A 23,650-nucleotide genomic window follows, 5' to 3' on the forward strand; every position below is an offset into this window, starting at 1 on the left:
TGGAGAAAAGGGGCCAGGGGAGGCACGCTTGGTTCTTCAGCCTAGCTTCTAACTTCTAGCCCTAGCCCCTTTAAGTCCTCTACGCTGCCGGCGCCATGCTACGCTGCGCAGCCTGCTGGATAAAGCGCTTCATCACCGTGGCCCACATGACTTTCTTGCGCACCGCACTTTCCTTGACGCCGCGTCCCTGGGCAAACATGGCGAGCAGCGCCTTCATCTTCAGCACGCGCAGGATCGCCTGTTCGGTTTGCGTGACGCCGTAGGCCTGGAGGAATTCGTCCTGCACTTCGGCGGTGATCATGCGGTTGCAGAAGGGATATTTTTCCAGGGCCTCGACGGAGGCGAGGAACATCGCGACATCGTGATAGGAGCTGCCGCGAGGCTTCATTTTGGCAAAATCTGAAAAGCCGATGCCTTTTTCGGAGATGATCACATTCAGCGGAGTAAAATCGCACAGCACCGCCGAGGAGGGCAGCGCCTTCTTGCTGCGAGACAGGATCGTCTTCGTCCCCGAGATGATGGTATGAACGGCCTCGGCGTCCAGTCCTTCGCCGCGGCAGCTGTCGCACAGCTTTTCCAAATCCTTCAACAGGCCGCTGGGCTCAAACGGCTCCGGCATGTCGGCGGTGGCGCGGTGAAAGCTCTTCAGCCACGCGCCCGTCTGCCGCGCCGCCTCGCTCAGGATGCCGCGGTCGGCATAGCCGGGAAGCAGCGCCGCCTTCATGATGATGGATTGCAGCGGCAGTCCGGTGAGCTTTTCCGACACCACCGCGCCGAGTTCCGTAAAATCCCCGACCGGCCGCGGTACCCCGGCGAGCCGGCGATTCTGAAAAACGGAGTAGACCTGCGCCAGGTTCCCCGCTTCCACTTTCGCCATTCCGCGCGCGCCTTGCTGCCCGCACTTGCTGCCGCGATACACCTTGGCCGCCAGCCGTTCGCTGCCCTCGGCGAAATCGATCACGATGTCATAGATATAGTGATCGTTTTTCGGAGTGTGTCCAACCACGCGGACGGCCCGCAACTCGCCATGATCCGGGTAATACTCCGTCCCCGCCCGCTTCAACTCCGAAACAATCTGATCCATCACAGTTTCCGCCATGTTGCTCCCAGTAAGGCTGATTAAATCTAAGGTGGTCGCCGCCGGAGGCCTGCAGTTTCGCGGCGAAGCTCTCCCTTCTCGGTGCAGTTTCCATTCCACCCATTAGCTTGTGGGTTGCAAGCTAAGTCTTTAACCATCACGACGCTTCCAGAGCTGTAGGATTTACGGGGTGTGGCGATTCGTCGAGTTAGGAATCCCGGTACCCACTTGTGGCAAAAGGAAGGACAGGAACATCATCCAGAGTAGCTGGAAGAAATTACCTATGTCGAAATTGAGAGTCGAATTGCGGGTTTGCTTGATGCGGATTCACCGGAGCTTATGCTGAATTTTCAATTCGGCAATTCTGCCGTTCTGCAGTTCGGCAATCAATAGAAGAGGTACTTCCTCCACTTCGCGTCGGAGTGTCCGAGCAGCCGCATGATATGACGGCTGGTATGCAGATTGAAGGCGCGGGGCTCGCGGATGAGTTTCATGTTCGCTTCCAGGGGAAGCTGGTTTCCCTTGCGGCGATTGCAGCTGTGGCAGCACGCCACCAGGTTTTCCCACGTCGACAATCCCCCGCGCGAGCGCGGCACTACGTGGTCCAGTGTCAGGTCGCTGGACGCCAGCAGTTCGCCACAGTACTGGCAGCTGTTGCGGTCGCGCAGCAGGATGTTCTTGCGTGACAGCGCCCGCGTCTGATGCGGGATGCGGCGGTATTCAAGCAGGCGAATCACCGAAGGCACGCGGATAGCCAGCCGCGCGGCATGCAGGAAGTGGCCGTTTTCCTCTTCCGTCATGGCGACGCCCTTCAGCACGAGCACGATCGCCCGCCTTGCCGCGCACACGTTGATGGGCTCGTACGATGCGTTCAGCACCAGCACCGGCGCGTGCATCACGCCGTGTCCGTTGCTCTCCGAGACCGGCGCCGGCGTCGCATCTACCATCGGCTTGCGATGTGCGTGTCCCGAAATGTGTCCTTTGCCGCCTGACATAGTTGTAAGTCGCTCAGCCTGTCAGTCTCTCAATCGGCCGCACGAAAAAACGAATGACTGAGCGACTGAAAGACTCCTCACGCGCGCGCCGCCATCACCCGCGGTGACTCTTCCGCGGCTGTGAACTCCGGATCTTCCATCCCGGAAATATCGACACGCTGCGCTTCCGGCTTCAACACCCGTGCCACGGTCGCGACAAAAACCCGTTTCGCTCTTGCCCGGCATAGCACACGGGCACATTCCGAGACCGTCGTTCCGGTGGTGAAAACATCGTCAATCAATAAGATGTCGCGCCCGCTGACCTGGTGGGGGTGAGCCACGTGGAAGGCGCCGCGGACGTTTTCCCGCCGTTGCGGCGACGTCAATCCTGTCTGCGATACCGTGGCACGGCTACGCACCAATGCGGTGGTATTCAGTTTCACGTCCAGCGCCGCCGGCTTCAGCTTCAGCATGGCCCGCGCGATCAGCTCCGACTGATTGAAGCCACGCTCCCGCATCTTCGACGCGTGTAGCGGAACCGCGATCACCACCGGCGGCTCCGGTGCGAACGCCTGGGACAAGTCGGCCACCACCTCCGCCAGCATTCTGCCCAATACGTTCGCCGCTGGGCGCACCCGCTCATACTTCAGCAAGTGAACCAGGTCGCGCATGCCGCCGTCATAGCTGGCGTAGGCTGCGGCCCTGGCGAAAGCCGGCTCGTTCTGCATGCACTGCAGGCACAAGGGAGAGCCGTCGCGCTCCGACAGCAGCGGGCTGACCAACCGTTCGCCGCAGGCAGCGCACACGGCTGCCTCATTGGGGCGGATGGCCTCCAGACAAGCTTCGCAGACTGGCACCCTCGACAGGCGCGTGAGCGGCGCTTGGCAAAACCTGCAATGTGAAGGAAACAGGACGGATAGCGCTCCGTCAGCTAAGGAAAAGACAAACGAACGCCCTCTGCGGCTGGGTACCGCGACCGACCGGGTTGAGTCCCCGCTACTGCTGAAGACGACCCTCCTCGCGGCGCAACGACCAAGACGGCCCATCGTGCCGCAGCTCTAGTATAGCTACTTGCCCTCCGGGCGGCAACGGGCCTCCAATTACCGAAGTTGGGGCCGCCTCATTTTCAGGACATAGCCATTGGGACGATGGCTGGATTGAGGAGTTCCGCGTGCAGCTACTGGCGCGCACTGTGGTGACGAAAACTGCCCAACTCGGACTTGTTTCGTAACCGCCGCCCGCAGTAGCTTTCAGCACACCTGACGTCAGCGGCGTGTGCGGTTTGCAATCTTCCCACCCGCTTACGACCAGCGTAGAATCAGCAGGCTGTCATCGGGCCCGGCCATCATTCCCGGGTCCCTGAATCGAGGATTCCTCCATGAGCACCACCATCAACCAGGCGCCGCCGAAAAAATTCCAGCCCTTCGTGCCGCCGACCATGAAGATGTCCGAATTTACCGGGCGCGCCATCGTGCTCGGCCTGCTCATGACTGGAATCCTTGGCGCGGCGAACGCCTACCTCGGTTTGCGCGCGGGCATGACCATTGCCGCCACTTATCCGGCAGCCGTCATCAGCATGGCAGTTCTGCGCCTGGTGAAAGGCTCTATCCTGGAAGAAAACATCGCCCGCACCATTGGGTCGATTGGCGAATCCGTCGCCGCCGGTGCAGTGTTCACCATCCCCGCCTTTGTGATTGCCGGCCTTTGGCGCGACGATGCCGGAAATCCCGCGCTCAGCACCGGAAGATACTGGCAGTCAGTGGCGCTGATGGTGCTGGGCGGACTGCTCGGCATCCTGTTCGTCACCCTGCTCCGCCGCGTGATGGTCGAAGACCCCGAGCTTCCTTTCCCCGAATCGGTGGCCGCCTCCGAAATTCATAAAGCCGGGCAACAAGGCGCCAAGGCCGCAAAAATCCTGTTCGCCAACATGGGATTTGGCGCCGTGATGTACTTTCTGAGCCAGATCAACCTGTTCTGGTATGTGCGCACCATCCTGGTCCGCATTCCGACCATGGCGCAGGGACTGCGCGTCGGCCGCTCCGCCACCGCGCCCATCGTCGCCACCGGCGGCATGACCACGTTTGACACGCCCGCCATCAGCCCCGCCTATCTCGGCGTCGGCTACATTATCGGGCCTCGCCTCGCGGCGCTGAACTTTGCCGGCGGCGTGGTGGCCTGGGGGCTGCTGGTTCCACTGCTAGTCTACTTCCTCGGGCCTGGTATCCAGGCTAGTTTGCCCGCGGGAGCCACCATGGACTGGGCCGGCTTGGCCAACAACATGTGGTTTGCCATCGTTCGCCCGATCGCGGTTGGCGGCATGCTGGTGGGGGCAGGATTCACGCTCTTCCGAATGCGCAAGCAACTCGGCCTGGGCATGAGCCGCGCCATCTCCGACCTGAAAAAATCCGCCGCCGTGCATGAAGTCACCGACCGCACCGAAAAGGACTTGAACGCCAAGGTTGTTTTCCTCGGCGTTGCCATCGTCCTGGTGGCCATGATCGCGCTCTACTGGTTCTTTATCTCCGGCGCGGGCAACATACCCGGGGGCAAGGTGATGACGGGCGCCATCGTCGCCGCGGTCGTCATGATCGTGCTCGGCTTCTTCTTTGCCGCTGTTTCCGGAAATCTGTGCGGCATGATCGGATCCTCCAACAATCCTGTCTCCGGCTTGACGCTGTGCACGCTGGTGGTCGCCGCGCTGTTGATGGTCGCGCTCGGAGTTGGTGGAACCGGAGGGGTCGCCGCCGTGCTGGGCGTGGCGGCGGTGGTTTGCGTCTCGTCCGCCGTGGCCGGCGAGATGCTCCAGGACCTCAAGGTCGGACACATCCTCGGGGGCACGCCCTCGCGAATGCAGATTGGCGATATGTTCGGCGTCATCGTCGCCTCCCTGGTTTTGTTCTTCCCGCTGATGATTCTCGACAAGGCCTATCACTTTGGCAGCGCCGCCCTGCCCGCCCCGCAAGCTGGCCTGATGGCCATGCTCGGCCAGGGCATTGTCGGCGGCAACATGGCTTGGCCGCTGGTCGTGGTTGGCATCTTCATGGGATTCGCGCTGATCATGGTGCAGGTGAAGAGTCCCATGCTCTTCGCCGTTGGCATGTACCTGCCTCTTCAAACCACGTTCGCCATTTTCGTCGGCGGCGTCATTCGCTGGATTACCGACCTGCTCCGCGATCGCCGCGGCTTGAATGACGCGCAGAAAGCGCGGGTCGAAAACGCTGGCGTGCTCACCGCCTCCGGCCTGATCGCCGGCGAAGCGCTCTGCGGCCTGGTGATTGCGGCCATCGTCGGCACCGGCCACACCATGCCCGACGTCAAGATTGGCGACGCCTGGATCAGCGGCTTGATCGGCCTCGCGCTGCTGGTGAGCGTCATGATCAAGCTGCCGCTCGCCAATGCCGGTAGCCCTGACGAACCGGCGCCGCCGACCGCGATTATGTGATGACGATTGAAAACACAGGTTTCACGTTTCACGTTTCGAGTTTCACGGATTGTGCAGCGTGAAACGTGAAACTTGGAAACGTGAAACCTATTTTAACGATCAAAGAAAACCTCGCCGCCGTCCGCGAGCGCATCGCAGCCGCCGCACGCCGCGCCGGCCGCTCTCCCGACGAAGTCGCGCTGATGGCAGTCACCAAGACCTTCGGTCCTGACGCCATCCGCGCCGCCCATGACGCCGGCCAGCGTCTGTTCGGCGAAAACCGCGTGCAGGAGTTTGCGGAAAAGGCTGCCACGGTGCGCGATCTCGACGGCGCGGAATTTCACATGATCGGCCATCTGCAGACCAACAAGGCCGCCAAGGCGGTCGAGATTTTCTCCACCGTAGATTCCGTGGATTCGCTTCGCCTCGCCGACAAATTGAACGCAGCCGCTGCGCACCTGCGCAAGCGCCTGCCTGTGCTTATCGAACTGAATCTGGGCAGCGAAGAATCGAAGAGCGGGCTGAATCCGGTTTCCACGGGCTTTGGCGAATTGCTGGAAGCGGCGGCCCGCCTCGATCACCTTGAATTCCGCGGCCTCATGACCATTCCGCCTTTCACCGACGATCCGCGGAGCGCCCGCCCCTACTTCCGCCGTCTGCGTGAAATTCGCGACAACATCGCCCGCCGCAATCTTCCTGGCGTCCGCATGGACGTGCTTTCCATGGGCATGTCGCACGACTTTGAAGTCGCCGTCGAGGAAGGCTCCACTTGTGTGCGGTTGGGCACGGCAATCTTCGGTGGCCGTGCAAAAGCGTAAACCACGAAGGGTACAGTGGACCACGAAGGAACGCGTGCCCCGGCATGGTTCGAGTTTGGGCAGGCCCGGGGGTTTTACGTTACGAGGTCAGGCCGGTGAGCGCGGCCGACAACAGAAGCAACCAACGAGAAACAGGCCTTCGCGCCCCTTTGTGTCCTTCGTGGTTACCTGGTTTTTGGGTTAGCAGCGTGGTGCGCTTTGCGTACCCGGATGATCATTCCGGCGACAAACAGGATGGTGAAGAAGATCAGAATTCTCGCCCACATCGGCGCCGGGATCAGTACGGCGACCACCAGCGCAACCGCCGCCAGGGCCGCACGCCCCAACGCTTCCCGCGCCGCTTTCGCGAGTTCGCTTTCCTGCCCCGCGCCGCCTGTCGCCATCACCTTCACCTTCGACCCGCCATACTAGCATCCGGCCACGACGCACGAAGCAGTACGAACGCATTTTCCTTCGTGATCGTTTGTGTCCTTTATGGTTAAGTAGAAAATCATGGTTGTGCACGACACTGCAGCCGGCGCCACCTTCACCGTACGTCTTCATCCGCGCGCGAAGAAGAATGCCATCACCGGCGAACTCGGCGACGCGCTCAAGCTCTCGCTAACGGCGCCTCCGCTGGAAGGCAGGGCGAATTCCGCTTGCATTGAATTTCTCGCCGATCTTTTGAAGCTGCCGCGTTCCTCGATTACCATAGCCGCGGGCCAGACCAGCCGTAACAAGCTCATTCGGGTTTCCGGCCTCACTGCCGCCGAGGTGGAAGCGCGCTTTCGCGCAGCCGGAACTTGCAGTTGGTAGTACCCGAGGGACCAGCAACCGACTCCCGTCATACGAGGAGGCCAATTTGACCTTCGCTTCGCGCGTGCGCGAGATTCGCACCGGCTTCGAGCGCCCCTTCTGGGTCGCCAACATCACGGAAATTTTCGAGCGCCTCTCCTACTACGGCGCGTTTTCCTCGCTCGCCCTCTACCTGCAAGGGAAATTGAATTTCTCCACCCAGCAAACCGGAACGCTGACCGGCATTTTCGGCGGCATGGTGTGGTTCCTGGCGATCTTCGGCGGCGCCACAGCCGACCGTCTGGGCTTCCGCCGCGCCCTCTCCATCGCTTACTTCATTCTCGCTACCGCCTACTTCCTGATCGGCTCCATTGGCGCGCCCTGGCTCGCCCCGGTCCGGTCCGCCGTTCCACTCGGCCTGTTTGTCGGCTTCATCCTTATTCTTCCCGCGCTCGGAGTGGCGCTGGTAAAGCCATGCGTGGTCGGCACCACGGCGCGCGCTTCGAAAGAGAACGTGCGCTCCATCGGCTATTCCATCTATTACACGATGGTTAATATCGGGGGCGCCGCCGGCCCGTTGGTGGCCTCCTGGGCGCATCGCCAACTCGGGGTGGAAAACGTCTACCGTGTTGCCGCCCTCAGCGTCTTCGCCATGTTCTTCGTAGTCCTGATTTTCTTCCGCGATCCGCGCAAGGCCGGCGAAGCTCCTCCGCCCTCGATTGCCGAGGTCGCGCACAACTTCTGCGTTGTACTGGGAAATTACAAGCTGGTGCTGCCGGTGCTCCTGGTCGCCATCGTGCTCGTTGGCGCTTCGCTCGCCGGCGTGGCGGTGCCGTGGTGGGTGTGGATCATCGTTCTCGTTCTTGCCATGGCCGGCATGAGCCGCTTCATGTGGTTCCTGGTTCTGTTCACCGGCTACTGGGTTGTCTTCTGGCAGCAATACATCAGCCTTCCGGGCTATATTCATAACTACATCGACGCCAGCGCGCCCGTAGAAGCGATTCTCATCACCGATGGCCTGGTGGTCATCTGCTTCACCATTGCGGTGAACTTCATCACGCGCAAGATCCCGGCCTTTCCGTCGGTGATCCTCGGCACCGTGGTGACATCGATCTCGTGGCTGATACTCGCCTTTCGGCCCAGCATCACGGGCGTGGTGCTATCGCTGATCGTGCTCGCGCTTGGCGAGATCATCCAGTCACCGCGCTATTACGAATACATCTCCCGGCTCGCGCCCCCCGGCCAGCAGGGCACCTACATGGGCTTTGCGTTCTTGCCGATCGGAATTGGATCGCTAGTTGGTGGATGGTTTGGCGGACAACTGGCACATCACTACGGGGAAGTGACAGGCCACCCGCGCAACCTGTGGCTCGCCGTCACAGCTGTCGGCCTGATCACGGCCGTGGCCCTGGCGATTTACAACCAGATTGTCCGCCCGGTGCAGGCCGACAAGAGCGCGAGCAGCTAAGCGGGTCGGAAGCGCCAACTCGCTTTTCCAGAGTCGTTGTCTCACCCCCTTGACGACGCTGCACTCGCAATTACCAATACAAAACTTTACAATTCTCGGGTTACTCACGGAGTGCTTCCAGTTGCTCCCGTGTTACGGTGAAGAATAGGATAAGGCCAGCGCGTGATGCCTCAGTTTCTATTGTTCGTCGCCATCATGGGGCTTGTTAGCTCGACCGGCTTTCTGGTGCTGGTCATGGTGGCCGCGCTACGCTTTCGCGCAAGAGCCCGCATCGCTGGGGCAGCCTCTCCGCGGCTCGTCGATGAAGAGTGGCCTCCCGCCAGCATCATCAAGCCTGTATTCGGCCTCGAGCCCATGCTCGAGCAAAATCTGGAATCGATTTTTCAGCAGGACTATCCCAAGTTTGAGCTGATTTTCGGCGCGCGCACGCCCGAGGATCCTGCCATCGCTGTCATCAACAGCTTGCGCCAGCGCTATCCCAACGTGAAGGTGCGCTGCGTTTATTCCGGCGAACCTATCTGGCCGAATCCGCGCGTCTATTCCGAGCACAAGATGATTGCAGCCGCCGAGCACGAAATCGTGGTCATCGGCGATAGCGACGTCCGCGTGCCGCGTGACTACCTGCGCAACATCGTCGAACCGCTACGCGATCCCCAGGTTGGGTTGGTCACGTGCATCTATCGCGGCAAGCCCAGCGGAGGCATCTGGTCCCGGCTTGAAGCGGCCGGATTTTCCGTTGAACTGACCTCCGGCGTGCTCGCCGCCGATCTGCTGGAAGGCATGAAGTTCGCCCTCGGTCCAACTACTGCCACCCGTAAGGACGTACTCGCGCGCATTGGCGGAATCCGCGTGCTCGCCGATTACCATTCCGACGACTACGAAATCGGCCGCCGCATCGACGCCGCCGGTTACCGGGTGGTCCTGTCGCACGTGGTCATTGACCACATCACGCTGAACCGCGCCATGATCAGCCGCCAGATCCGCTGGATGCGCAGCACCCGCTTCTCGCGCCCCGCCGGCCACATCGGCAACGGGCTGACCTTCGCAACACCGTTCGCGCTGCTGGGCTTCATTGTCGCCGCGGCTTGGGGATACTGGCCGCTTGCACTTACGCTGCTCGGCTGGGGCTTGGCGAACCGCTGGCTGCAAGCGCTGGTGGTCGGCTGGGGCGTGGTACAGGATCCGGAAGTCCCGCGCTATCTCTGGTTTTATCCCGTCCGCGATCTGCTGGGATTCTTCTTCTGGCTGGCCAGCTTTACCGGCCGCAACTTCACCTGGCGCGGTGAACCTTATCGCTTCGGGCCCGGCGGGCGCGTTATCAGCTTGCGCAACGAATCCCCCGCCGAACCTGCCTCCCGCGCCGCCTCCGTGCACACCACCGGCAGCGACTAGCTGCTTTCGCGGTCACCACCGATCGTCCGTGCTACACTGCCCGTTTTTCCGGAGTCCAACATGCGCCTGCGTGTCGCGTTTTTCCTGGTTTTTGCCTTCCTTGCAGCTCATGCCCAGCAGCCGCGCCCGCTGATTCCCGATGACATTCGCCACCAGATGGACGCCGCCGCGACCGAGATTCTCGCCTCCAGCGGGGTGCCCAGCGCATCTGTCGCCATCGTCAAAGACGGTCAAATCGCCTATAGCAAAGCCTACGGCGAAGCGCGTTTGGAGCCGCCGACACCAGCCCGTCCCGACATGCGTTACTGCATCGGATCGATCAGCAAGCAGTTCACCGCCGTCGCGCTGCTTCTTTTGCACGAGCAAGGCAAGATCTCGCTCGACGACCCGATCGGCAAATACTTCCCTAACCTGACGCGCGCTTACCAGGTCACGGTCCGCCAGTTGCTGACTCACACCTCCGGCTACTCGGATTTCTGGCCGCAGGACTATGTCATGCCCGCCATGTTGAAGCCGACCACGGCGGAAAAGATCATGCAGACTTGGGGCCGCAAGCCCCTTGACTTCGAACCCGGTACCCGCTGGCAGTACAGCAACACCGGATACACCATCGCCGGCGCCATCATCGAAAAGGTGACTCGCAGGCCCTACTACGAATTCCTGCGCGACAACATTTTCAGCCCTCTGAAGATGACCAGCGTGGTCGATTTCGATCAGAACAAGCTCGGCCCGTCCGATCCCGTTGGCTACATGCGTTACGGCCTGGGCCCGGCGCGCGTTGCCCCCGACGAAGGCAGCGGCTGGATGTACGCTGCCGGGGAACTTGCCATGACGGCAGAGGATCTCGCCAAATGGGATGTCGCGCTGCTGGCACACAAGCTGATGAGCGCCGCCTCCTACCAGCAATTCCAGACTGAAACCGTGCTCGCTAACGGCCTGGGCACGCAGTACGGGCTCGGCGTCGCGGTGCGCTCCGACTCCGGACACCGCGTGCTCACCCATGGCGGCGAGGTTTCCGGATTTACCGCCACCAATACCGTTTTCCCGGACGATGATGTTGCTGTCGTCGTGCTTACCAATCAGGACGCGGCCGGCGCTTCCGGCGATATCGCCAAAAGGCTGGCCACGCTTGCTCTTCAGGACATCGATACCGCCCGCTCGCTGCAACAGGCGCAGCAGATTTTCAGCGGGCTACAGAAGGGCGAGATCAATCGCTCGCTTTTTACCGATAACGCTAACTCGTACTTCAGCGACCAGGCACTTGCGGACTTCGCCTCCAGCCTCGGTCCGCTGGGCACGCCTAAGGACTTTTCACAAACCAACCAGTCGCTGCGCGGCGGCATGGTCCTTCGCGTCTACCGGGTGAAGTTCGCGGACCGCGCGCTGCGCGTATGGACCTTCGAGCTGCCCGACGGCAAACTGGAGCAATACCAAATCGCGGCCACGGACTAGCTCTGAAATCGAAAGCGCTCGAAGGAGAATTGTGGTGAAGCCGGCACGCAGCAGGAAGGCCCCCAAACCGGATCTCGGCTCCGTCTTCGATCTGCACGTCAAGTGCGAGTTTGAAGACCGTGACGTCGATGCCACCATGCGCACCATGACCGAGGAGCCCTACGTGCACAATGTTCCGGTGCTCAAGGGCGGTTACGGCCGCGCTGGTGTTGATGATTTCTACCGGCGATTTTTCGTTGGCAAGATGCCCGCGGATATCCGTGTCGTTCCCATCTCGCGCACCGTCGGCCACGATTGCGTGGTCGATGAACTGATCTTGTGCTTCACCCACGACATCGTCATCGAATACATGCTTCCCGGCATTGCGCCCACCGGGAAATACGTCGAACTGCCGCACGTGGTGGTAATGAAAATGGAGAATGGCAAGGTCGCCCACGAACACATTTATTGGGACCAGGCTTGCCTGCTGGCGCAGGTCGGACTCATCGACCCGCAGAAACTTCCCGTCACCGGCAGAGAGCAGGCGGCGCGTCTCCGCGAGTTGGCCAAGCCGCCAGCAGCGCGCCCTTCGCGGACTAAGCAGAGTAGTAGTTCCCGTACTAAGAATCTTTAACGCTGGCGTTCCGCGCTATTATCTTCTGGTTAACTCTCCAGAACACCTGGTTTGAACCAACAACTGAAGTTAGGGTCGGTCGCTCTCTCAATGCACGAGGAAATTCTGAAAAATCATTCCTCAAGAATGGCTTTTCATTTGTTTGAGGAGGACGCTGCGGCCTCAGACTTGATTGGGATCTTCATCGGCTGCAATTGTCCGTAGGTCAGCGATCGCCAAGCCCACTCCGCCGGCCCGAAGCGGTAGTGAGCAAGCCACCACTTGCTTAGCTTTAACTCCAACGCGTATATCGCGAGGCTGAGCACCATCAACCATGCCAGGTGCACTTTAAGGAACAGCCCCCCGCCATAGCCATAAAAGATCGTGGTGCAGAAGATGGTTTGGAACAAGTAGTTGGAAAGCGCAGTGCGTCCGATCGCAGAAAATGGTACGAGGCGCTTCGCCCAGCTGGTATCCAAAAACAAAAGGGCCACGGCGGAGGCATAGCACATGCTGAGGGCAGGACGTCCCCAGAAGAAAAGGGCGAAGCCGAATACTTGAAAAGGCGTCGGCGGCCCACTCTGGTTCGCGGCATCGGTCACATGCATGATGTAAGTCGCGCCAATATTTGCCGGGATCCCGGCCAGCGCTCCTATGATCAGCGCTTTCCTCAACTCCTTTCGGTGTGCCCGCGGGTCCTGGAATATGCCGCGGCGATAAACCAGCAGGCCGAGCATGAAGATGGGCAGCGTCATGAGCATCGCGAAGGGCTGGGTGCGGTTTTCGTGCCATAGTTCGCCAAGCCGCTCGTTGTAGATCTTCACGACACTGCCGGTCTGGTAGACCTTGACCGACTGCCACATCTCGGCTACGCGCTTCTTCCGCTCCTGTTCGTCCTTCTTTCTCTCCTCCGCCGCCTTCTGCGGAGGGAGCGGCCGGTAATGTCGAAACGCGCTGTAGCCGGCGGCCCCGACGATCGGGAGCGCCATCATGCACAGGGCCCAGATGAGAATGGTTTTGTTCTTGCGCTTGCGAAACAGGATCAGCAGAAAGCCGTTGAGAGCATAGGTGATCAGCACGTCGCCCCACCAGAACAGCAACTGGTGCAGCGCTCCTATCAGCAGGAGCGCCAGCAGCCGGCGCGTGTAAACGCGAACGAACCGTCCCTTCCGCTCCACCGCCCGGGTGAATTGCAGCGCGAAGCCGACTCCGAACAGGAAAGCAAAGATGGTGATGAACTTGCCCTGGATAAAGGTATCCACGAACGCCTGCACCCAGAAGTCGAGGCGCGTAGTCCAGACCAACTCGGGGCGGAAATATGCGTAGAGCGGGCCGGCGAAGCCGCGCATGTTCGCCGCGATGATGCCGAAGAGCGCCAGTCCGCGCAGCACGTCGATCAAGGCAATGCGCTCACCGGGTTGGACCGGTCCCCAAGACAACGCGCTCACTGTGACACCGCCGGCGGGCGCCGTGGCTTCCACCACGGCAGCTTCGTTCCCCAGCGACCCATCCCCGACTTCGTCTGCCATGTGGCGCGGATTATAGCGTCAAATGTTCCAGTGTAGGTTACAAGTGTTGGCAAAATCTCCGCTGCCGCCGGCCTTCACGATGTCCACGGTCCCATCGGGCTCATTCGTCGGCTGAGCAGCGGCCGCTCACTTGCTGCTGCTACAATGGCGAAAAGTCCCAGCGAGTGAACGATGATTCATTTCCCCGTCCCCGAGGCCCTCACGTTTGATGATGTGCTGCTGCTGCCGGCGAGGAGCGACGTGGTTCCCGCCGCGGTAAACACGCAGACTCACGTCACGCGCAACATCATCCTGAATATCCCCATTATCAGCGCTGCGATGGACACGGTGACGGAGGCGCAGATGGCGATTGCCATGGCGCAGCAGGGCGGCATGGGCATCGTGCATCGCAACATGACGATCGAGCAGCAGGCCGGCGAAGTGGATAAGGTGAAGCGGTCGGAAAGCGGCATGATCGTGGATCCGATCACCATGTCCCCTGACGACAAGGTGAGCGACGCGCTCAAGGTGATGGAGCGCTACCGCATCTCCGGCGTCCCCATTACCAAGAACAAGAAACTGGTCGGCATTCTTACTAACCGCGACCTCCGGTTCGAAACCCGCACCGACATTCCCATCAGCAAGGTGATGACCCGAGAAAACCTGATTACCGTGCCGGTAGGGACCACGCTCGAGCAAGCCGAGCAGATCCTGCACAAGCATCGCGTCGAGAAGCTGCTGGTGGTCGATGACAAGTACACGCTCAAGGGCCTGATCACGGTCAAGGACATTCAGAAGAAGCTGAAATATCCCTACGCCGCCAAGGACGCCCAGGGCCGCCTGCGAGTGGGCGCGGCCATCGGCGCCACCGGCGATTACCTGGAACGCGCCCAGGAACTGGCGCGAACCAAGGTGGACGTAATCGCGATTGACAGCGCGCACGGTCATTCAACGCGCGTGCTGGAGGCGATTCGGACGGTGAAAGCGAAGTTGCCCGAGGTCGACCTCATTGCCGGCAACGTGGGGACGTTCGATGGCGCCTGCGAAGTGGCGAAGAGCGGCGCGGACGCGGTCAAGGTCGGCATTGGGCCAGGTTCGATCTGCACCACGCGCATCGTCACCGGCGCCGGGGTTCCGCAGATCACCGCCATCGCGGAGGCGTTCCGCGCGGTGCGCGACGCGCAGATTCCCATCATCGCCGACGGCGGCATCAAGTATTCCGGCGACGTCACCAAGGCCCTGGCTGCGGGCGCCGGCGTGTGCATGATCGGATCGCTGTTCGCAGGAACCGACGAAAGTCCCGGTGAAACTATTCTGTACCAGGGCCGCACCTTCAAAGCGTATCGCGGGATGGGTTCGCTGGCGGCGATGTCGGCGGGTGGCGGCGAGCGCTACTTCCAGGAATCCAGCGGCAGCGATTCTTCCGTGCCGGTCAGCCGCGAAGACGGTGAAGGCAACCGTCTGGCGAAGCTGGTGCCGGAAGGAATCGAGGGACGCGTACCTTATCGCGGCCCGCTGTCGATGATCATTTACCAACTGGTGGGCGGGCTGAGGTCGGGCATGGGCTACACCGGATCGGAGTCGATTTCCGACTTGCAGCAGAAAGCTCGCTTCGTGCGCATCAGCAATGCCGGCATGCGCGAGAGCCATGTACACGACGTGACCATCACCCGTGAAGCGCCCAATTATCGCGTGGAATAGCTGCGGGCTGCCCACACCTGGCAAATTGCCGGTATATGCGCCTGTTACGTTGGCGGGCAAGCGCTGATCGCCAGCGATGAAGCGCGCGTCGCAATGGCGATTGAAAGCACGAGTAGACCCTTAATACGCGCATGGGCGCCGGCGCTGCTGTGGCTGGCAGTCATCGCGCTCGAGTCCACGACGGTAGCCTCCTCGGCAAATACGTCGAGAATTCTTCGTCCGCTCATCCTGTTTCTTGATCCCCACATTACCGCCGCGCAGTTTCGGTTCGTGCATGACTTGTTGCGCAAGCTTGGCCATTGCTTCGGTTACGCGATGCTGAGCCTGTTGATGTTGCGCGCCTGGTGGGCAACACTGATGCTTCCGCGCGGCGCGATTCGGGTTCCGCCATGGAGCGCGATGGTAAAGGCGTGGAGCTTGCGCGCGGCGGGAGCCGCGTTTCTGGCAACGGTTGCGGTCGCGGGACTGGATGAGTGGCACCAGACGTTCCTGTCGGGACGAACGGGAAGCGCTCACGATGTCGCGCTCGACTCGATGGCCGCTGCGTGCGTGCAACTGCTGCTGATTGCCTTCAGCAGTGTCAAAAGCAAGCACGCGGCGGCTGGGAACTAGTGGAGTGCCATGGCTTGCTCGCACTTCACGGGAACGAGGCCGGAATGACGAAAGGCCGCGCACACGCGCGACCTCCGATTAACGTCTTCCCTGAGACGGCGCGCTCTCCGACGTACAATGCGACTCCGGAGATCGCGGCCGCCGCTTCCGTTATTCTTTTTCGCCTTCGCCCTTAGCTTCACCTTCGGCCGGAGTTTCGGCTGCGGCGTTCTGGGCTTCGGCTTCTTCCATCGCCTTCTTGGCTTCCTCGCGGCGCTTAGCGCGGGCTTCGGCGCGCTTGTGCTGCTTCTCGGCAATGGTCTTCTCGCTGCCGATCAACTCGATGAAAGCCTTCTCGGCGCCGTCGCCCTTCTGCCACCCGGTGCGAATGATACGCAGGTAGCCGCCGTTACGGTCCCCCATGCGCGGCGCGACCGTGTCGAACAGTTTGTCGACGGCGGCGCGGGTCATCAGGTAGGAGGCGGCAAGGCGGCGCGCCGCGACATCGCCCCGCTTGCCGAGGGTGATCATCTTCTCGACGTGCGGGCGCATGGCCTTGGCCTTGGGTTCGGTGGTTTCGATGCGCTCTTCCAGAATGAGCGAGGTGACCAGGTTGCGCAGCAGGGCGCGACGATGGCTGGTGTTCCTTCCGAGCTTCTTACCGGCTTTAAGATGACGCATGATGATTCCTTGTCAGGGTCGCTGGCCGTTAGTCGTTAGCCGGATTGGCCAACGACCAACGACGAACGACGGCATTTCTACTGCTGGTGCTCGATGGAGCCGAAGCCCATGGCCACGGATTGCGCCGGCTGAGCAGCGGCCACGGCATTGCCGTGCTCGTCGATCTTCATGCCCAGGCTGAGTCCCATCGAGGCCAAAATTTCCTTGATCTCGTTCAGCGACTTGCGGCCGAAATTTTTGGTCTTGAGCATCTCGGCTTCGGTCTTCTGCACCAGTTCGCCGATGGTCTGGATATTGGCGTTCTTCAGGCAGTTGTAGCTGCGAACGCTGAGTTCCAGCTCCTCGACGGAGCGATTCAGATTCTCGTTGCGAATCTCAGGCTTGCGCTCCTCGCTGGCGGCGGAGGTCTCCATCTCCTCTTCGAAGTTGATGAAGATGTTCATGTGGTCCTTCACCAGCTTCGCGGCCAGGCCGATAGCGTCGGCGGGAGCGACAGAACCGTTGGTCCAGACTTCAAGCGTGAGCTTGTCGTAGTCAGTGATCTGCCCCAGGCGCGCCGCTTCGACGGTGTAATTACATTTGCGCACCGGCGAGTGCACGGAGTCGATGGGAATAAAGCCAATGCCGAGGTCTTCCTCAAAGTTCTTGTCGGCGGCGATGTACCCGCGTCCGCGCTTGAGCCGCATTTCCATGTCGAGCTTGCCGCCTTCGCTGACGGTGGCAATGTAAACGTTCTTGTCGAGGACCTCGACGTCCGCGTCCGCCTCGATCATGCCTGATGTGACGACGCCAGGCTGGTCGGCGCGCAGATAGATGGCTTTGGGGCCTTCGCCGTTGAGCTTGAACGGGACCTGCTTGAGGTTGAGGATGATGTCGGTTGCGTCCTCAACCACGCCGGGGATCGACTGAAACTCGTGAAGCACGCCCTCGATTTTGACGGCGGTAACAGCCGCGCCCTCGATGGAGCTGAGCAGCACGCGGCGGAGTGCGTTGCCGATGGTGGTGCCGAAGCCGCGCTCGAAGGGCTGTGCCCAGAAGCGACCGTACTTGTCGGTGAGGGTTTCGGTGTCAGCGGCGAGGCGCTTGGGTTTCTGAAAACCTTTCCAAAGCATTTGTTTCTCCTTCGGCCATGTGGGTCAAGGCGACATCCTCACGCGGCCCAGGCGTGAGGTGCTTCGTCGCGCAAGCCTGATCTGGCGCGAATGGGGCCAAAAAAGTCTGTCAGCATGTCAGTCTTTCAGTCGATCAGCAGAAGCCGAACGACTGAAGACTGAAAAGCGCTTACTTCGAATAAAGTTCGACGATCAACTGTTCGTTGACCGGCAGGTTCACGTCTTCACGCTTGGGAATCGCGGTGACGCGTCCCTTCATGTTCTCGCGATCGATCTCCAGCCAGTTCGGAGTCGGCTGATGGCTGCTGTACTCAATCGAAGAAGCAATGATGGGTAGCTTCTTGCTCGGCTCGCGAACCGCAATCTCGTCTCCGGCTTTCACCTGGAACGACGGAATATCGACCTTGCGGCCGTTCACCTGGATGTGCCCGTGACGCACCAGTTGACGCGACTGGCGGCGCGAGGTGGCAAGTCCGAGGCGGTACACCACGTTGTCAAGGCGGCGCTCCAGTTGCTGCAGGAGCACTTCGCCGGTGACGCCCTTGGTGCGCGAGGCCTTCTCGTAATAGTTGCGGAACTGGCCTTCGTTGGTGAAGTAGATGCGCTTGGCTTTCTGCTTCTCGCGCAACTGCAGGCCGTAGCCGACAATCTTCGCCTTGCGGTCCTTGCCGTGCTGGCCGGGAGCGAAGTTGCGGTTCTCGATGGGGCATTTATCGCTGAAGCACTTCGCCCCTTTAAGGAAGAGCTTCATGCCTTCGCGTCGGCAAAGACGGCAAACTGCGCCTGTATATCGAGCCAATGTTCTTCTCCTTATTTCTACCGGTGACGATCGGTTTACGCGCTTGGCCCGCGCTTCGTCCCGATCCAAAACGTTTCCCGTTGCACGTTTCGCGTTTTGAAACGCGAAACCTTCTAAACTCTGCGCCGTTTGGGTGGACGGCAACCGTTGTGCGGAATCGGGGTGACATCGCGAATGTTTCGCACCTCGATGCCGGCGGCAGCCAGGGCGCGAATCGCCGACTCGCGGCCCGAACCGGGACCGCTGACACGCACTTCCACCGAGCGGAGACCATGCTCGCGCGCCATGTTGGCGGCGTTCATGGCCGCCTGCTGCGCCGCAAAAGGCGTTCCCTTGCGCGATCCGCGGAACCCCAGCGATCCCGAACTCTTCCAGGAAAGCACGTTGCCCTCGCTGTCGGAGATGGTGACGATGGTGTTGTTGAACGAAGCCTGAATGTGCGCCACCCCGAAGGGGACGTTTTTGCGCTCACGCTTCTTGAATTTCTTGGTCTTGCCTTTTTTTGCCGGCGCGCCGGCGGTAGTTTCTGCTGCTGGTTTCGCCATATTTCTTCTCAGTCGTTAGTAGCTTGGAGTTGAGAGTTAGTTAAACGAGGAGCTGCGCTTCGCGCTGACTCCCAACCAGTAACTCCTAACTATTACGTCTTGGTCGCTGCCTTCTTCTTGTTGGCCACAGTTCCCTTGCGCGGGCCCTTGCGGGTACGAGCATTGGTGTGCGTGCGCTGGCCGCGGACCGGCAGGTTACGGCGGTGCCGGAAGCCGCGGTACGAGCCGATTTCAATCAACCGCTTGATGTGCATCGAGACATCCTTACGCAGGTCGCCTTCGACGTTGCCCTCACTCTCGATGACCTGGCGGATGCGGTTGACCTCTTCTTCGTTGAGGTCCTGCACCTTCTTTTCGCCATCGACGTTGGCGGTTGCGACAATCTTGGCGGCGCGCGGATGACCGATACCGTAAATGTAGGTCAGCGCGATGCGTGTGTGCTTGTTGCGCGGAAGATCCACGCCGGCAATACGTGCCATAAAGACCTCTTAACCTTGTCTCTGTTTGTGTTTCGTGTTTTCGCAGATCACCCGCACCACGCCCTTGCGGCGGATGACCTTGCACTTGTCGCAAATCTTCTTTACTGACGCCCTGACCTTCATGAGTTCAATTCCTATCGGGTAATCGGGCAAAGCAAAACCACTTTACGCAATTACTCAATTTCCCGTTCTACTTGTATCGATACACAATCCTGCCGCGGGTGAGGTCGTAGGGAGAAAGCTCCACCGCGACCCGATCGCCGGGCAAAATGCGAATGAAGTTCTTGCGCATTTTTCCAGAAACATGCGCCAGGACCTGGTGCTTGTTTTCCAATTCCACCTTGAACATTGCGTTGGGCAGGGGTTCCAGGACCACTGCCATAACTTCAATCGCGTCTTCTTTACTCATGCACTCCTGTTATCACGCTTCGGGCTTACGCCTTCGGTTGAATCCTTCGCCCCTGAAGGGGGCTCGAATTTTATGTCCGCCTACCCACGGCTTACGCCGTGGGCTACACATTCTGCCGCGGCTTCGCGGCTGTCATACGCGACAGTTTTCGGTCTTCCGACCCGAGAGCCGCTGGCCGAAACCCGGTGGCCAGCTACTGCGTCAAAATTAAGGGGCCGTCTTCGGTGACGGCTACGCAGTGCTCGAAGTGGGCGCTGAAGCTGCCGTCCTCGGTCACCGCCGTCCACTTATCATCGAGCACGCGGGCGCCGGGCGTGCCGGCATTCACCATGGGCTCGATGGCGATCACCATGCCCTCGCGCAACCGGGCGCCGTGCCCGCGGGTGCCGTAATTCGGAACCTGAGGGTCTTCGTGCAACCGTGTGCCAATGCCGTGCCCGACAAACTCGCGCACCACACTGAACCCGTTGGCCTCGACCAGTTCCTGCACCGCGGCGCCGACATCGCCCACGGTGTTGCCGATGCGGGCGGCGGCAATTCCACGGTACAGCGAGGCTTCGGTCACTTCCAAAAGCTTCTGCACGTCGGGGGCGACTTCGTTGCCCACCGGGACCGTAATGGCAGCATCACCGTAATAGCCGTCGAGCACGACGCCGCAGTCAATGGAGACAATGTCGCCGTCCTTGAGCAGCCGCTTCGGCGAAGGAATGCCGTGAACGATCTCCTGGTTGACCGACGTGCACAGCACGCAAGGGTAATCGTAATATCCCTTGAAGGCCGGCTTGGCGCCGAGTTCCTTGATCTTCTTCTCCGCCGCCCGCTCCAGGTCCATGGTGGTGACACCGGGCTTCACCATGGCACGGACCGTGTCGAGCACCTGGCGCACGATGCGGCCGGAAGCGCGCATCTTCTCCAGTTCGGTCGGCGATTTACAGACGATGGCCATCAATCACTTTCAGCACCGCGGCGGCGACCGCATCCGTTCCCTGCTCGCCATCGACTTCAACCAGGCGTCCCTGGGCGCGGTAATAGTCTGCCAAGGGCAGAGTTTGCGCCTCATATTCTTTCAGACGCTTGGAGATCACTTCCTCGCAATCGTCACGGCGCGTAACTAGCTTCGTGCCATCGACGTCGCAGAGATCAGCAACGCGGGGAGGCTGGAAGTACACGTTGTAAATGCGCCCGCAGGTTGGGCAAGACCGCCGGCCGGTAAGTCGCCGTAATAATAGATTATATCCCACCGCGATGTTGATCACAACCGGGTGCAGCTTGCGATCTCCTTGATTCTCAAAGCGCTTATCCGCCAGGTACCCGTCCAGCCACTGCGCCTGAGCGACCGTCCGCGGATAGCCGTCGAGAATGAAACCGCGGCTGGTATCGGGACGGGAGAGGCGCTCGGCAACCATGTTGTTGACCAGGTTGTCAGGAACCAGCCCGCCGCGTTCCATGACGGCCTTGGCCTGCTTGCCAAGCTCGGTTGAGCGGGCAACATGGTCGCGGAGCAGGTCCCCGGTAGAGATCTGAGGGACCGCATAGCGTTCGCAGATGGTTTTTGCCTGCGTTCCCTTACCCGCGCCCGGCGCTCCCAGCAGGATGATGGGGCCAACGGTGGTCATCGATTTATTCTCGGCCGTCTTTTCCACAACAGCTTTTTCCATCGCAGTTTCTTTCGCGTTCGGAAGTTTCGGATGTTTCGGATTTTCCGCTCCTCAACTAAGCCTCCGAAACCTAAGAAACCTCCGAAACCTGGTTGGTTACGCCCACGTTCTGCGACCGCGAATCCGGCCCGAGCGCGGGGTAAAGCCTTCGTAATGGCGCATGATCAACTGCGCCTCCACCTGCTGCACGGTGTCCATGGCGACGCCCACCACGATCAGCAGCGAGGTGCCGCCGAAGTAGAAAGTGACGCCCAACCCATTGGTAATCCACGCTGGCAATCTTTCAAAGAAAGCTCCCATCGCGCCCGGCAGGTGGTTCAAGTGAATGCCGGTGATCATCCACTCCGGAATAAAGGAAATGATGATCAGGTAGAGCGCGCCCACCAGCGTAATGCGGGTCAGGATCTCGTTAATCGAATCGGAGGTGCGCTTGCCGGGCCGGATGCCGGGAATGAAACCGCCGTACTTCCGCATGTTGTCGGCAACCTCGTTGGGGTTGAAGACAATGGAGACGTAGAAGTAGGCGAAGAAGATGATCCCGATGGCATACAGCAGCGTGTACAGGGGCTCTCCCCACTGCAAGGCGCGCAGCAGGGGGCCGAAATAACGGTTGTCTCGCAGGAAGAAACCCGCCGTTTGCGGCAACGTGAGCAGCGAGGAAGCAAAGATCACCGGCATGACGCCGCCGGAGTTGACGCGCAGCGGCAAGTGCGTGGAGCCGCCGCCCATGACTTTGCGTCCGACCACGCGCTTGGCATACTGCACCGGTATTCGGCGTTCACTGCGCTCTACGTAGACGATGAAAGCGACCACCGCAATCATCAGCGCGATCAGGATAATCACGGCGGGAGCGGTGAAGGCGCCCCATGCGTCGGTGCGGACCTTGTCCACCAGGTCGGCGATACCGCGGGGCAGGCCGACCACGATGCCGGCAAAGATCAGCAGCGACATGCCGTTGCCGATGCCGCGCTCCGTGATCTGCTCGCCCAGCCACATGATGAAGACGGAGCCGGTGGTCAGGGTCAGCACGGTCATCAGGATGAAGCCAGCGCCGGGGTTGGTAACAAACGCGGTGCCGGCGGTGGTCTGGCGCTGCAGCGTGATGGCAATGCCGAAAGACTGCATGGCGCTCAGGATGAGCGTCAGGTAGCGCGTCCACTCGGTAATCTTCTTGCGCCCCAGTTCGCCCTCCTTCTGCAATTTGGCCAGCGGCTCATAGACCACCGTGAGCAACTGCAGAATGATCGACGCGGTGATGTAGGGCATGATGCCCAGCGCGAAGATGGTGAGCCGGCGAAGCTGGCCGCCGCTGAACAGGTCGACGAAGCCGAGAAAGGTGCCGCGGTTCTGCTCGAAAAACTGCTGCAGCAGGTCGGCGTTGATGCCCGGCGTCGGAATGTGCCCACCGAGGCGATACACGGCCAGCAATCCAAGCGTGAACAGGATGCGCTTGCGGAGGTCCGGAACGCGAAATACGTTGGCCAGCTTTTCCAGCATGGGTCGAAATACCTTTTGGGCTTTACACCCGTTTTAAAGTTCCGCGTTTCATGTTTCACGTTGCGGGGTCTGCGCATTGGGAACAACGCCGTGCAACGAGAAACGTGAAACTTCGAAACTTGAAACGTTAAGCCTGCTTCTTCTGTTTGCCGGCGCGTTTTTGCGCGCGGGCTTGCTCGAACCGGTTCTTCACCGGGGCGGGCGGCTTGATTTCGATGATACTGGCGCTGCCCCCGGCATTCTTGATCTTCTCTTCCGCCGACTTGGAAAATTTGTGCGCCTGCACCGTGAGGGCGCTTTTGAGTTCGCCGTCACCCAGGACTTTCACGCGCTTGTTCTTGCCGCTTACCAGCCCGCTGGAGCGGAGCAGGTCGGGCGTGATCTTGCTTTCGCCGAGGGACGCCAGCTCGGAGAGGTTCACGATCGCGTACTCCTCGCGGAAGATGTTGACGAAACCACGCTTGGGCAGGCGGCGGTGCAGCGGCATCTGGCCGCCTTCAAAGCCGCGCATCAGGCGGGACCCGGAGCGTGAGCCCTGGCCCTTGTGTCCCCGGGTAGAAGTCTTGCCCATGCCTGAACCCATGCCGCGGCCCACGCGCTTGCGGTTTTCGGAGGAGCGTTTTGGTGCTCGTAAATTCGATAAATTCATTTTCCAGGCTCTCCGCTATCTGCGATCAGCTTTCAGCAGTCTGCCAGTCTGT

Annotated in this window: 25 protein-coding genes; 9 read left to right on the plus strand and 16 right to left on the minus strand. The window is 60.6% G+C overall.

The features are described from left to right. Positions 1-79: 79 nt before the first annotated feature. The 3 genes from VFI82_01160 to VFI82_01170 form a co-directional block, all read right to left on the minus strand. On the minus strand, positions 80-1,084 hold the full coding sequence (locus tag VFI82_01160; GenBank protein HET7183263.1) for a phosphotransferase: 1,005 nt from the start codon (positions 1,082-1,084) through the stop codon (positions 80-82). A gap of 380 nt (positions 1,085-1,464) precedes the next feature. Continuing rightward, positions 1,465-2,025: an HNH endonuclease gene (locus VFI82_01165; protein HET7183264.1), complete on the minus strand. Its 561-nt coding sequence runs from the start codon at positions 2,023-2,025 to the stop codon at positions 1,465-1,467. Between the two features lie 125 nt (positions 2,026-2,150). Beyond that, positions 2,151-3,098, minus strand: a complete 948-nt coding sequence (locus tag VFI82_01170) for a ComF family protein (GenBank protein HET7183265.1) — start codon at positions 3,096-3,098, stop codon at positions 2,151-2,153. A 332-nt stretch (positions 3,099-3,430) separates the two neighbouring features. Between VFI82_01170 and VFI82_01175 the strand changes: the two genes are divergently transcribed. Further along, positions 3,431-5,494 carry an oligopeptide transporter, OPT family gene (locus tag VFI82_01175; GenBank protein HET7183266.1) on the plus strand — a complete coding sequence of 688 codons (2,064 nt, stop codon included), beginning with the start codon at positions 3,431-3,433 and terminating at the stop codon, positions 5,492-5,494. Between the two features lie 80 nt (positions 5,495-5,574). Further along, entirely contained in the window at positions 5,575-6,291 is a 717-nt protein-coding gene (locus VFI82_01180) for a YggS family pyridoxal phosphate-dependent enzyme (protein HET7183267.1), read from the plus strand. Between the two features lie 164 nt (positions 6,292-6,455). Here the strand turns inward: VFI82_01180 and VFI82_01185 are convergent, their stop codons facing one another. Then, the gene (locus VFI82_01185; GenBank protein HET7183268.1) at positions 6,456-6,674 is read right to left on the minus strand and encodes a hypothetical protein; all 219 of its coding nucleotides are present in this window, start codon (positions 6,672-6,674) and stop codon (positions 6,456-6,458) included. 109 nt (positions 6,675-6,783) lie between these two features. Between VFI82_01185 and VFI82_01190 the strand changes: the two genes are divergently transcribed. The 5 genes from VFI82_01190 (at position 6,784) to VFI82_01210 (ending at position 11,990) form a co-directional block, all read left to right on the plus strand. Next, entirely contained in the window at positions 6,784-7,086 is a 303-nt protein-coding gene (locus VFI82_01190) for a DUF167 domain-containing protein (GenBank protein HET7183269.1), read from the plus strand. Positions 7,087-7,132: 46 nt separating this feature from the next. Continuing rightward, complete coding sequence (locus VFI82_01195) at positions 7,133-8,533, plus strand: MFS transporter (GenBank protein ID HET7183270.1); 1,401 nt, start codon at positions 7,133-7,135, stop codon at positions 8,531-8,533. A gap of 165 nt (positions 8,534-8,698) precedes the next feature. Further along, positions 8,699-9,925: a bacteriohopanetetrol glucosamine biosynthesis glycosyltransferase HpnI gene (gene hpnI, locus VFI82_01200; protein HET7183271.1), complete on the plus strand. Its 1,227-nt coding sequence runs from the start codon at positions 8,699-8,701 to the stop codon at positions 9,923-9,925. Between the two features lie 60 nt (positions 9,926-9,985). After that, positions 9,986-11,377 carry a serine hydrolase domain-containing protein gene (locus VFI82_01205; protein HET7183272.1) on the plus strand — a complete coding sequence of 464 codons (1,392 nt, stop codon included), beginning with the start codon at positions 9,986-9,988 and terminating at the stop codon, positions 11,375-11,377. Between the two features lie 34 nt (positions 11,378-11,411). Then, positions 11,412-11,990, plus strand: coding sequence for a nuclear transport factor 2 family protein (locus VFI82_01210; protein HET7183273.1), 579 nt, complete (start codon positions 11,412-11,414; stop codon positions 11,988-11,990). Positions 11,991-12,124: 134 nt separating this feature from the next. Here VFI82_01210 and VFI82_01215 read toward each other — a convergent pair whose 3' ends face one another. Next, positions 12,125-13,498, minus strand: a complete 1,374-nt coding sequence (locus VFI82_01215; protein HET7183274.1) for a DUF418 domain-containing protein — start codon at positions 13,496-13,498, stop codon at positions 12,125-12,127. Positions 13,499-13,669: 171 nt separating this feature from the next. On the opposite strand from VFI82_01215, the gene guaB reads away from it, so the two are divergent. Beyond that, positions 13,670-15,178: an IMP dehydrogenase gene (gene guaB / locus VFI82_01220; protein HET7183275.1), complete on the plus strand. Its 1,509-nt coding sequence runs from the start codon at positions 13,670-13,672 to the stop codon at positions 15,176-15,178. Between the two features lie 93 nt (positions 15,179-15,271). Further along, positions 15,272-15,790 carry a VanZ family protein gene (locus VFI82_01225; protein HET7183276.1) on the plus strand — a complete coding sequence of 173 codons (519 nt, stop codon included), beginning with the start codon at positions 15,272-15,274 and terminating at the stop codon, positions 15,788-15,790. Positions 15,791-15,940: 150 nt separating this feature from the next. Here VFI82_01225 and rplQ read toward each other — a convergent pair whose 3' ends face one another. From rplQ to rplO, 11 genes are all read right to left on the minus strand, one after another. Next, positions 15,941-16,450: a 50S ribosomal protein L17 gene (gene rplQ / locus VFI82_01230; protein HET7183277.1), complete on the minus strand. Its 510-nt coding sequence runs from the start codon at positions 16,448-16,450 to the stop codon at positions 15,941-15,943. A 77-nt stretch (positions 16,451-16,527) separates the two neighbouring features. Continuing rightward, positions 16,528-17,562: a DNA-directed RNA polymerase subunit alpha gene (locus VFI82_01235; protein ID HET7183278.1), complete on the minus strand. Its 1,035-nt coding sequence runs from the start codon at positions 17,560-17,562 to the stop codon at positions 16,528-16,530. Positions 17,563-17,731: 169 nt separating this feature from the next. Further along, positions 17,732-18,361 (minus strand): 30S ribosomal protein S4, encoded by a 630-nt coding sequence (gene rpsD, locus VFI82_01240; GenBank protein ID HET7183279.1) that lies wholly within the window; start codon positions 18,359-18,361, stop codon positions 17,732-17,734. Positions 18,362-18,474: 113 nt separating this feature from the next. Further along, positions 18,475-18,906 (minus strand): 30S ribosomal protein S11, encoded by a 432-nt coding sequence (gene rpsK, locus VFI82_01245; GenBank protein HET7183280.1) that lies wholly within the window; start codon positions 18,904-18,906, stop codon positions 18,475-18,477. 92 nt (positions 18,907-18,998) lie between these two features. Next, a complete protein-coding gene (gene rpsM, locus VFI82_01250; GenBank protein HET7183281.1) occupies positions 18,999-19,385 on the minus strand; it encodes a 30S ribosomal protein S13 in 387 nt (128 codons plus the stop codon). Between the two features lie 9 nt (positions 19,386-19,394). After that, positions 19,395-19,508: a 50S ribosomal protein L36 gene (rpmJ, locus tag VFI82_01255; GenBank protein HET7183282.1), complete on the minus strand. Its 114-nt coding sequence runs from the start codon at positions 19,506-19,508 to the stop codon at positions 19,395-19,397. A gap of 67 nt (positions 19,509-19,575) precedes the next feature. Next, complete coding sequence (gene infA, locus VFI82_01260; GenBank protein HET7183283.1) at positions 19,576-19,794, minus strand: translation initiation factor IF-1; 219 nt, start codon at positions 19,792-19,794, stop codon at positions 19,576-19,578. Positions 19,795-19,987: 193 nt separating this feature from the next. Continuing rightward, positions 19,988-20,740 (minus strand): type I methionyl aminopeptidase, encoded by a 753-nt coding sequence (map, locus tag VFI82_01265; GenBank protein ID HET7183284.1) that lies wholly within the window; start codon positions 20,738-20,740, stop codon positions 19,988-19,990. Next, a complete protein-coding gene (locus VFI82_01270; protein HET7183285.1) occupies positions 20,724-21,452 on the minus strand; it encodes an adenylate kinase in 729 nt (242 codons plus the stop codon). Before VFI82_01270 ends, map begins: the two co-directional genes overlap by 17 nt. A gap of 96 nt (positions 21,453-21,548) precedes the next feature. Beyond that, positions 21,549-22,949: a preprotein translocase subunit SecY gene (gene secY, locus VFI82_01275; protein HET7183286.1), complete on the minus strand. Its 1,401-nt coding sequence runs from the start codon at positions 22,947-22,949 to the stop codon at positions 21,549-21,551. A 127-nt stretch (positions 22,950-23,076) separates the two neighbouring features. Beyond that, positions 23,077-23,598 carry a 50S ribosomal protein L15 gene (gene rplO, locus VFI82_01280; protein ID HET7183287.1) on the minus strand — a complete coding sequence of 174 codons (522 nt, stop codon included), beginning with the start codon at positions 23,596-23,598 and terminating at the stop codon, positions 23,077-23,079. Positions 23,599-23,650 lie beyond the last annotated feature (52 nt).

This window comes from Terriglobales bacterium (assembly GCA_035691485.1).
Classification (GTDB): domain Bacteria; phylum Acidobacteriota; class Terriglobia; order Terriglobales; family Acidobacteriaceae; genus JAIQGF01.

Excerpts from the sequence above, each read along its gene's own strand:
- VFI82_01225 (HET7183276.1), top strand. The coding sequence starts at position 15,272 with ATGGCGATTGAAAGCACGAGTAGACCCTTAATACGCGCATGGGCGCCG.
- VFI82_01185 (HET7183268.1), bottom strand. The coding sequence starts at position 6,674 with ATGGCGACAGGCGGCGCGGGGCAGGAAAGCGAACTCGCGAAAGCGGCG.
- VFI82_01205 (HET7183272.1), top strand. The coding sequence starts at position 9,986 with ATGCGCCTGCGTGTCGCGTTTTTCCTGGTTTTTGCCTTCCTTGCAGCT.
- guaB (HET7183275.1), top strand. The coding sequence starts at position 13,670 with ATGATTCATTTCCCCGTCCCCGAGGCCCTCACGTTTGATGATGTGCTG.
- VFI82_01160 (HET7183263.1), bottom strand. The coding sequence starts at position 1,084 with ATGGATCAGATTGTTTCGGAGTTGAAGCGGGCGGGGACGGAGTATTAC.
- VFI82_01165 (HET7183264.1), bottom strand. The coding sequence starts at position 2,025 with ATGGTAGATGCGACGCCGGCGCCGGTCTCGGAGAGCAACGGACACGGC.
- rpsM (HET7183281.1), bottom strand. The coding sequence starts at position 19,385 with ATGGCACGTATTGCCGGCGTGGATCTTCCGCGCAACAAGCACACACGC.
- rpmJ (HET7183282.1), bottom strand. The coding sequence starts at position 19,508 with ATGAAGGTCAGGGCGTCAGTAAAGAAGATTTGCGACAAGTGCAAGGTC.
- map (HET7183284.1), bottom strand. The coding sequence starts at position 20,740 with ATGGCCATCGTCTGTAAATCGCCGACCGAACTGGAGAAGATGCGCGCT.
- hpnI (HET7183271.1), top strand. The coding sequence starts at position 8,699 with ATGCCTCAGTTTCTATTGTTCGTCGCCATCATGGGGCTTGTTAGCTCG.
- VFI82_01235 (HET7183278.1), bottom strand. The coding sequence starts at position 17,562 with ATGCTTTGGAAAGGTTTTCAGAAACCCAAGCGCCTCGCCGCTGACACC.
- rpsK (HET7183280.1), bottom strand. The coding sequence starts at position 18,906 with ATGGCGAAACCAGCAGCAGAAACTACCGCCGGCGCGCCGGCAAAAAAA.
- VFI82_01190 (HET7183269.1), top strand. The coding sequence starts at position 6,784 with ATGGTTGTGCACGACACTGCAGCCGGCGCCACCTTCACCGTACGTCTT.
- rplQ (HET7183277.1), bottom strand. The coding sequence starts at position 16,450 with ATGCGTCATCTTAAAGCCGGTAAGAAGCTCGGAAGGAACACCAGCCAT.
- VFI82_01175 (HET7183266.1), top strand. The coding sequence starts at position 3,431 with ATGAGCACCACCATCAACCAGGCGCCGCCGAAAAAATTCCAGCCCTTC.
- infA (HET7183283.1), bottom strand. The coding sequence starts at position 19,794 with ATGAGTAAAGAAGACGCGATTGAAGTTATGGCAGTGGTCCTGGAACCC.
- VFI82_01170 (HET7183265.1), bottom strand. The coding sequence starts at position 3,098 with ATGGGCCGTCTTGGTCGTTGCGCCGCGAGGAGGGTCGTCTTCAGCAGT.
- secY (HET7183286.1), bottom strand. The coding sequence starts at position 22,949 with ATGCTGGAAAAGCTGGCCAACGTATTTCGCGTTCCGGACCTCCGCAAG.
- VFI82_01215 (HET7183274.1), bottom strand. The coding sequence starts at position 13,498 with ATGGCAGACGAAGTCGGGGATGGGTCGCTGGGGAACGAAGCTGCCGTG.
- VFI82_01270 (HET7183285.1), bottom strand. The coding sequence starts at position 21,452 with ATGGAAAAAGCTGTTGTGGAAAAGACGGCCGAGAATAAATCGATGACC.
- rplO (HET7183287.1), bottom strand. The coding sequence starts at position 23,598 with ATGAATTTATCGAATTTACGAGCACCAAAACGCTCCTCCGAAAACCGC.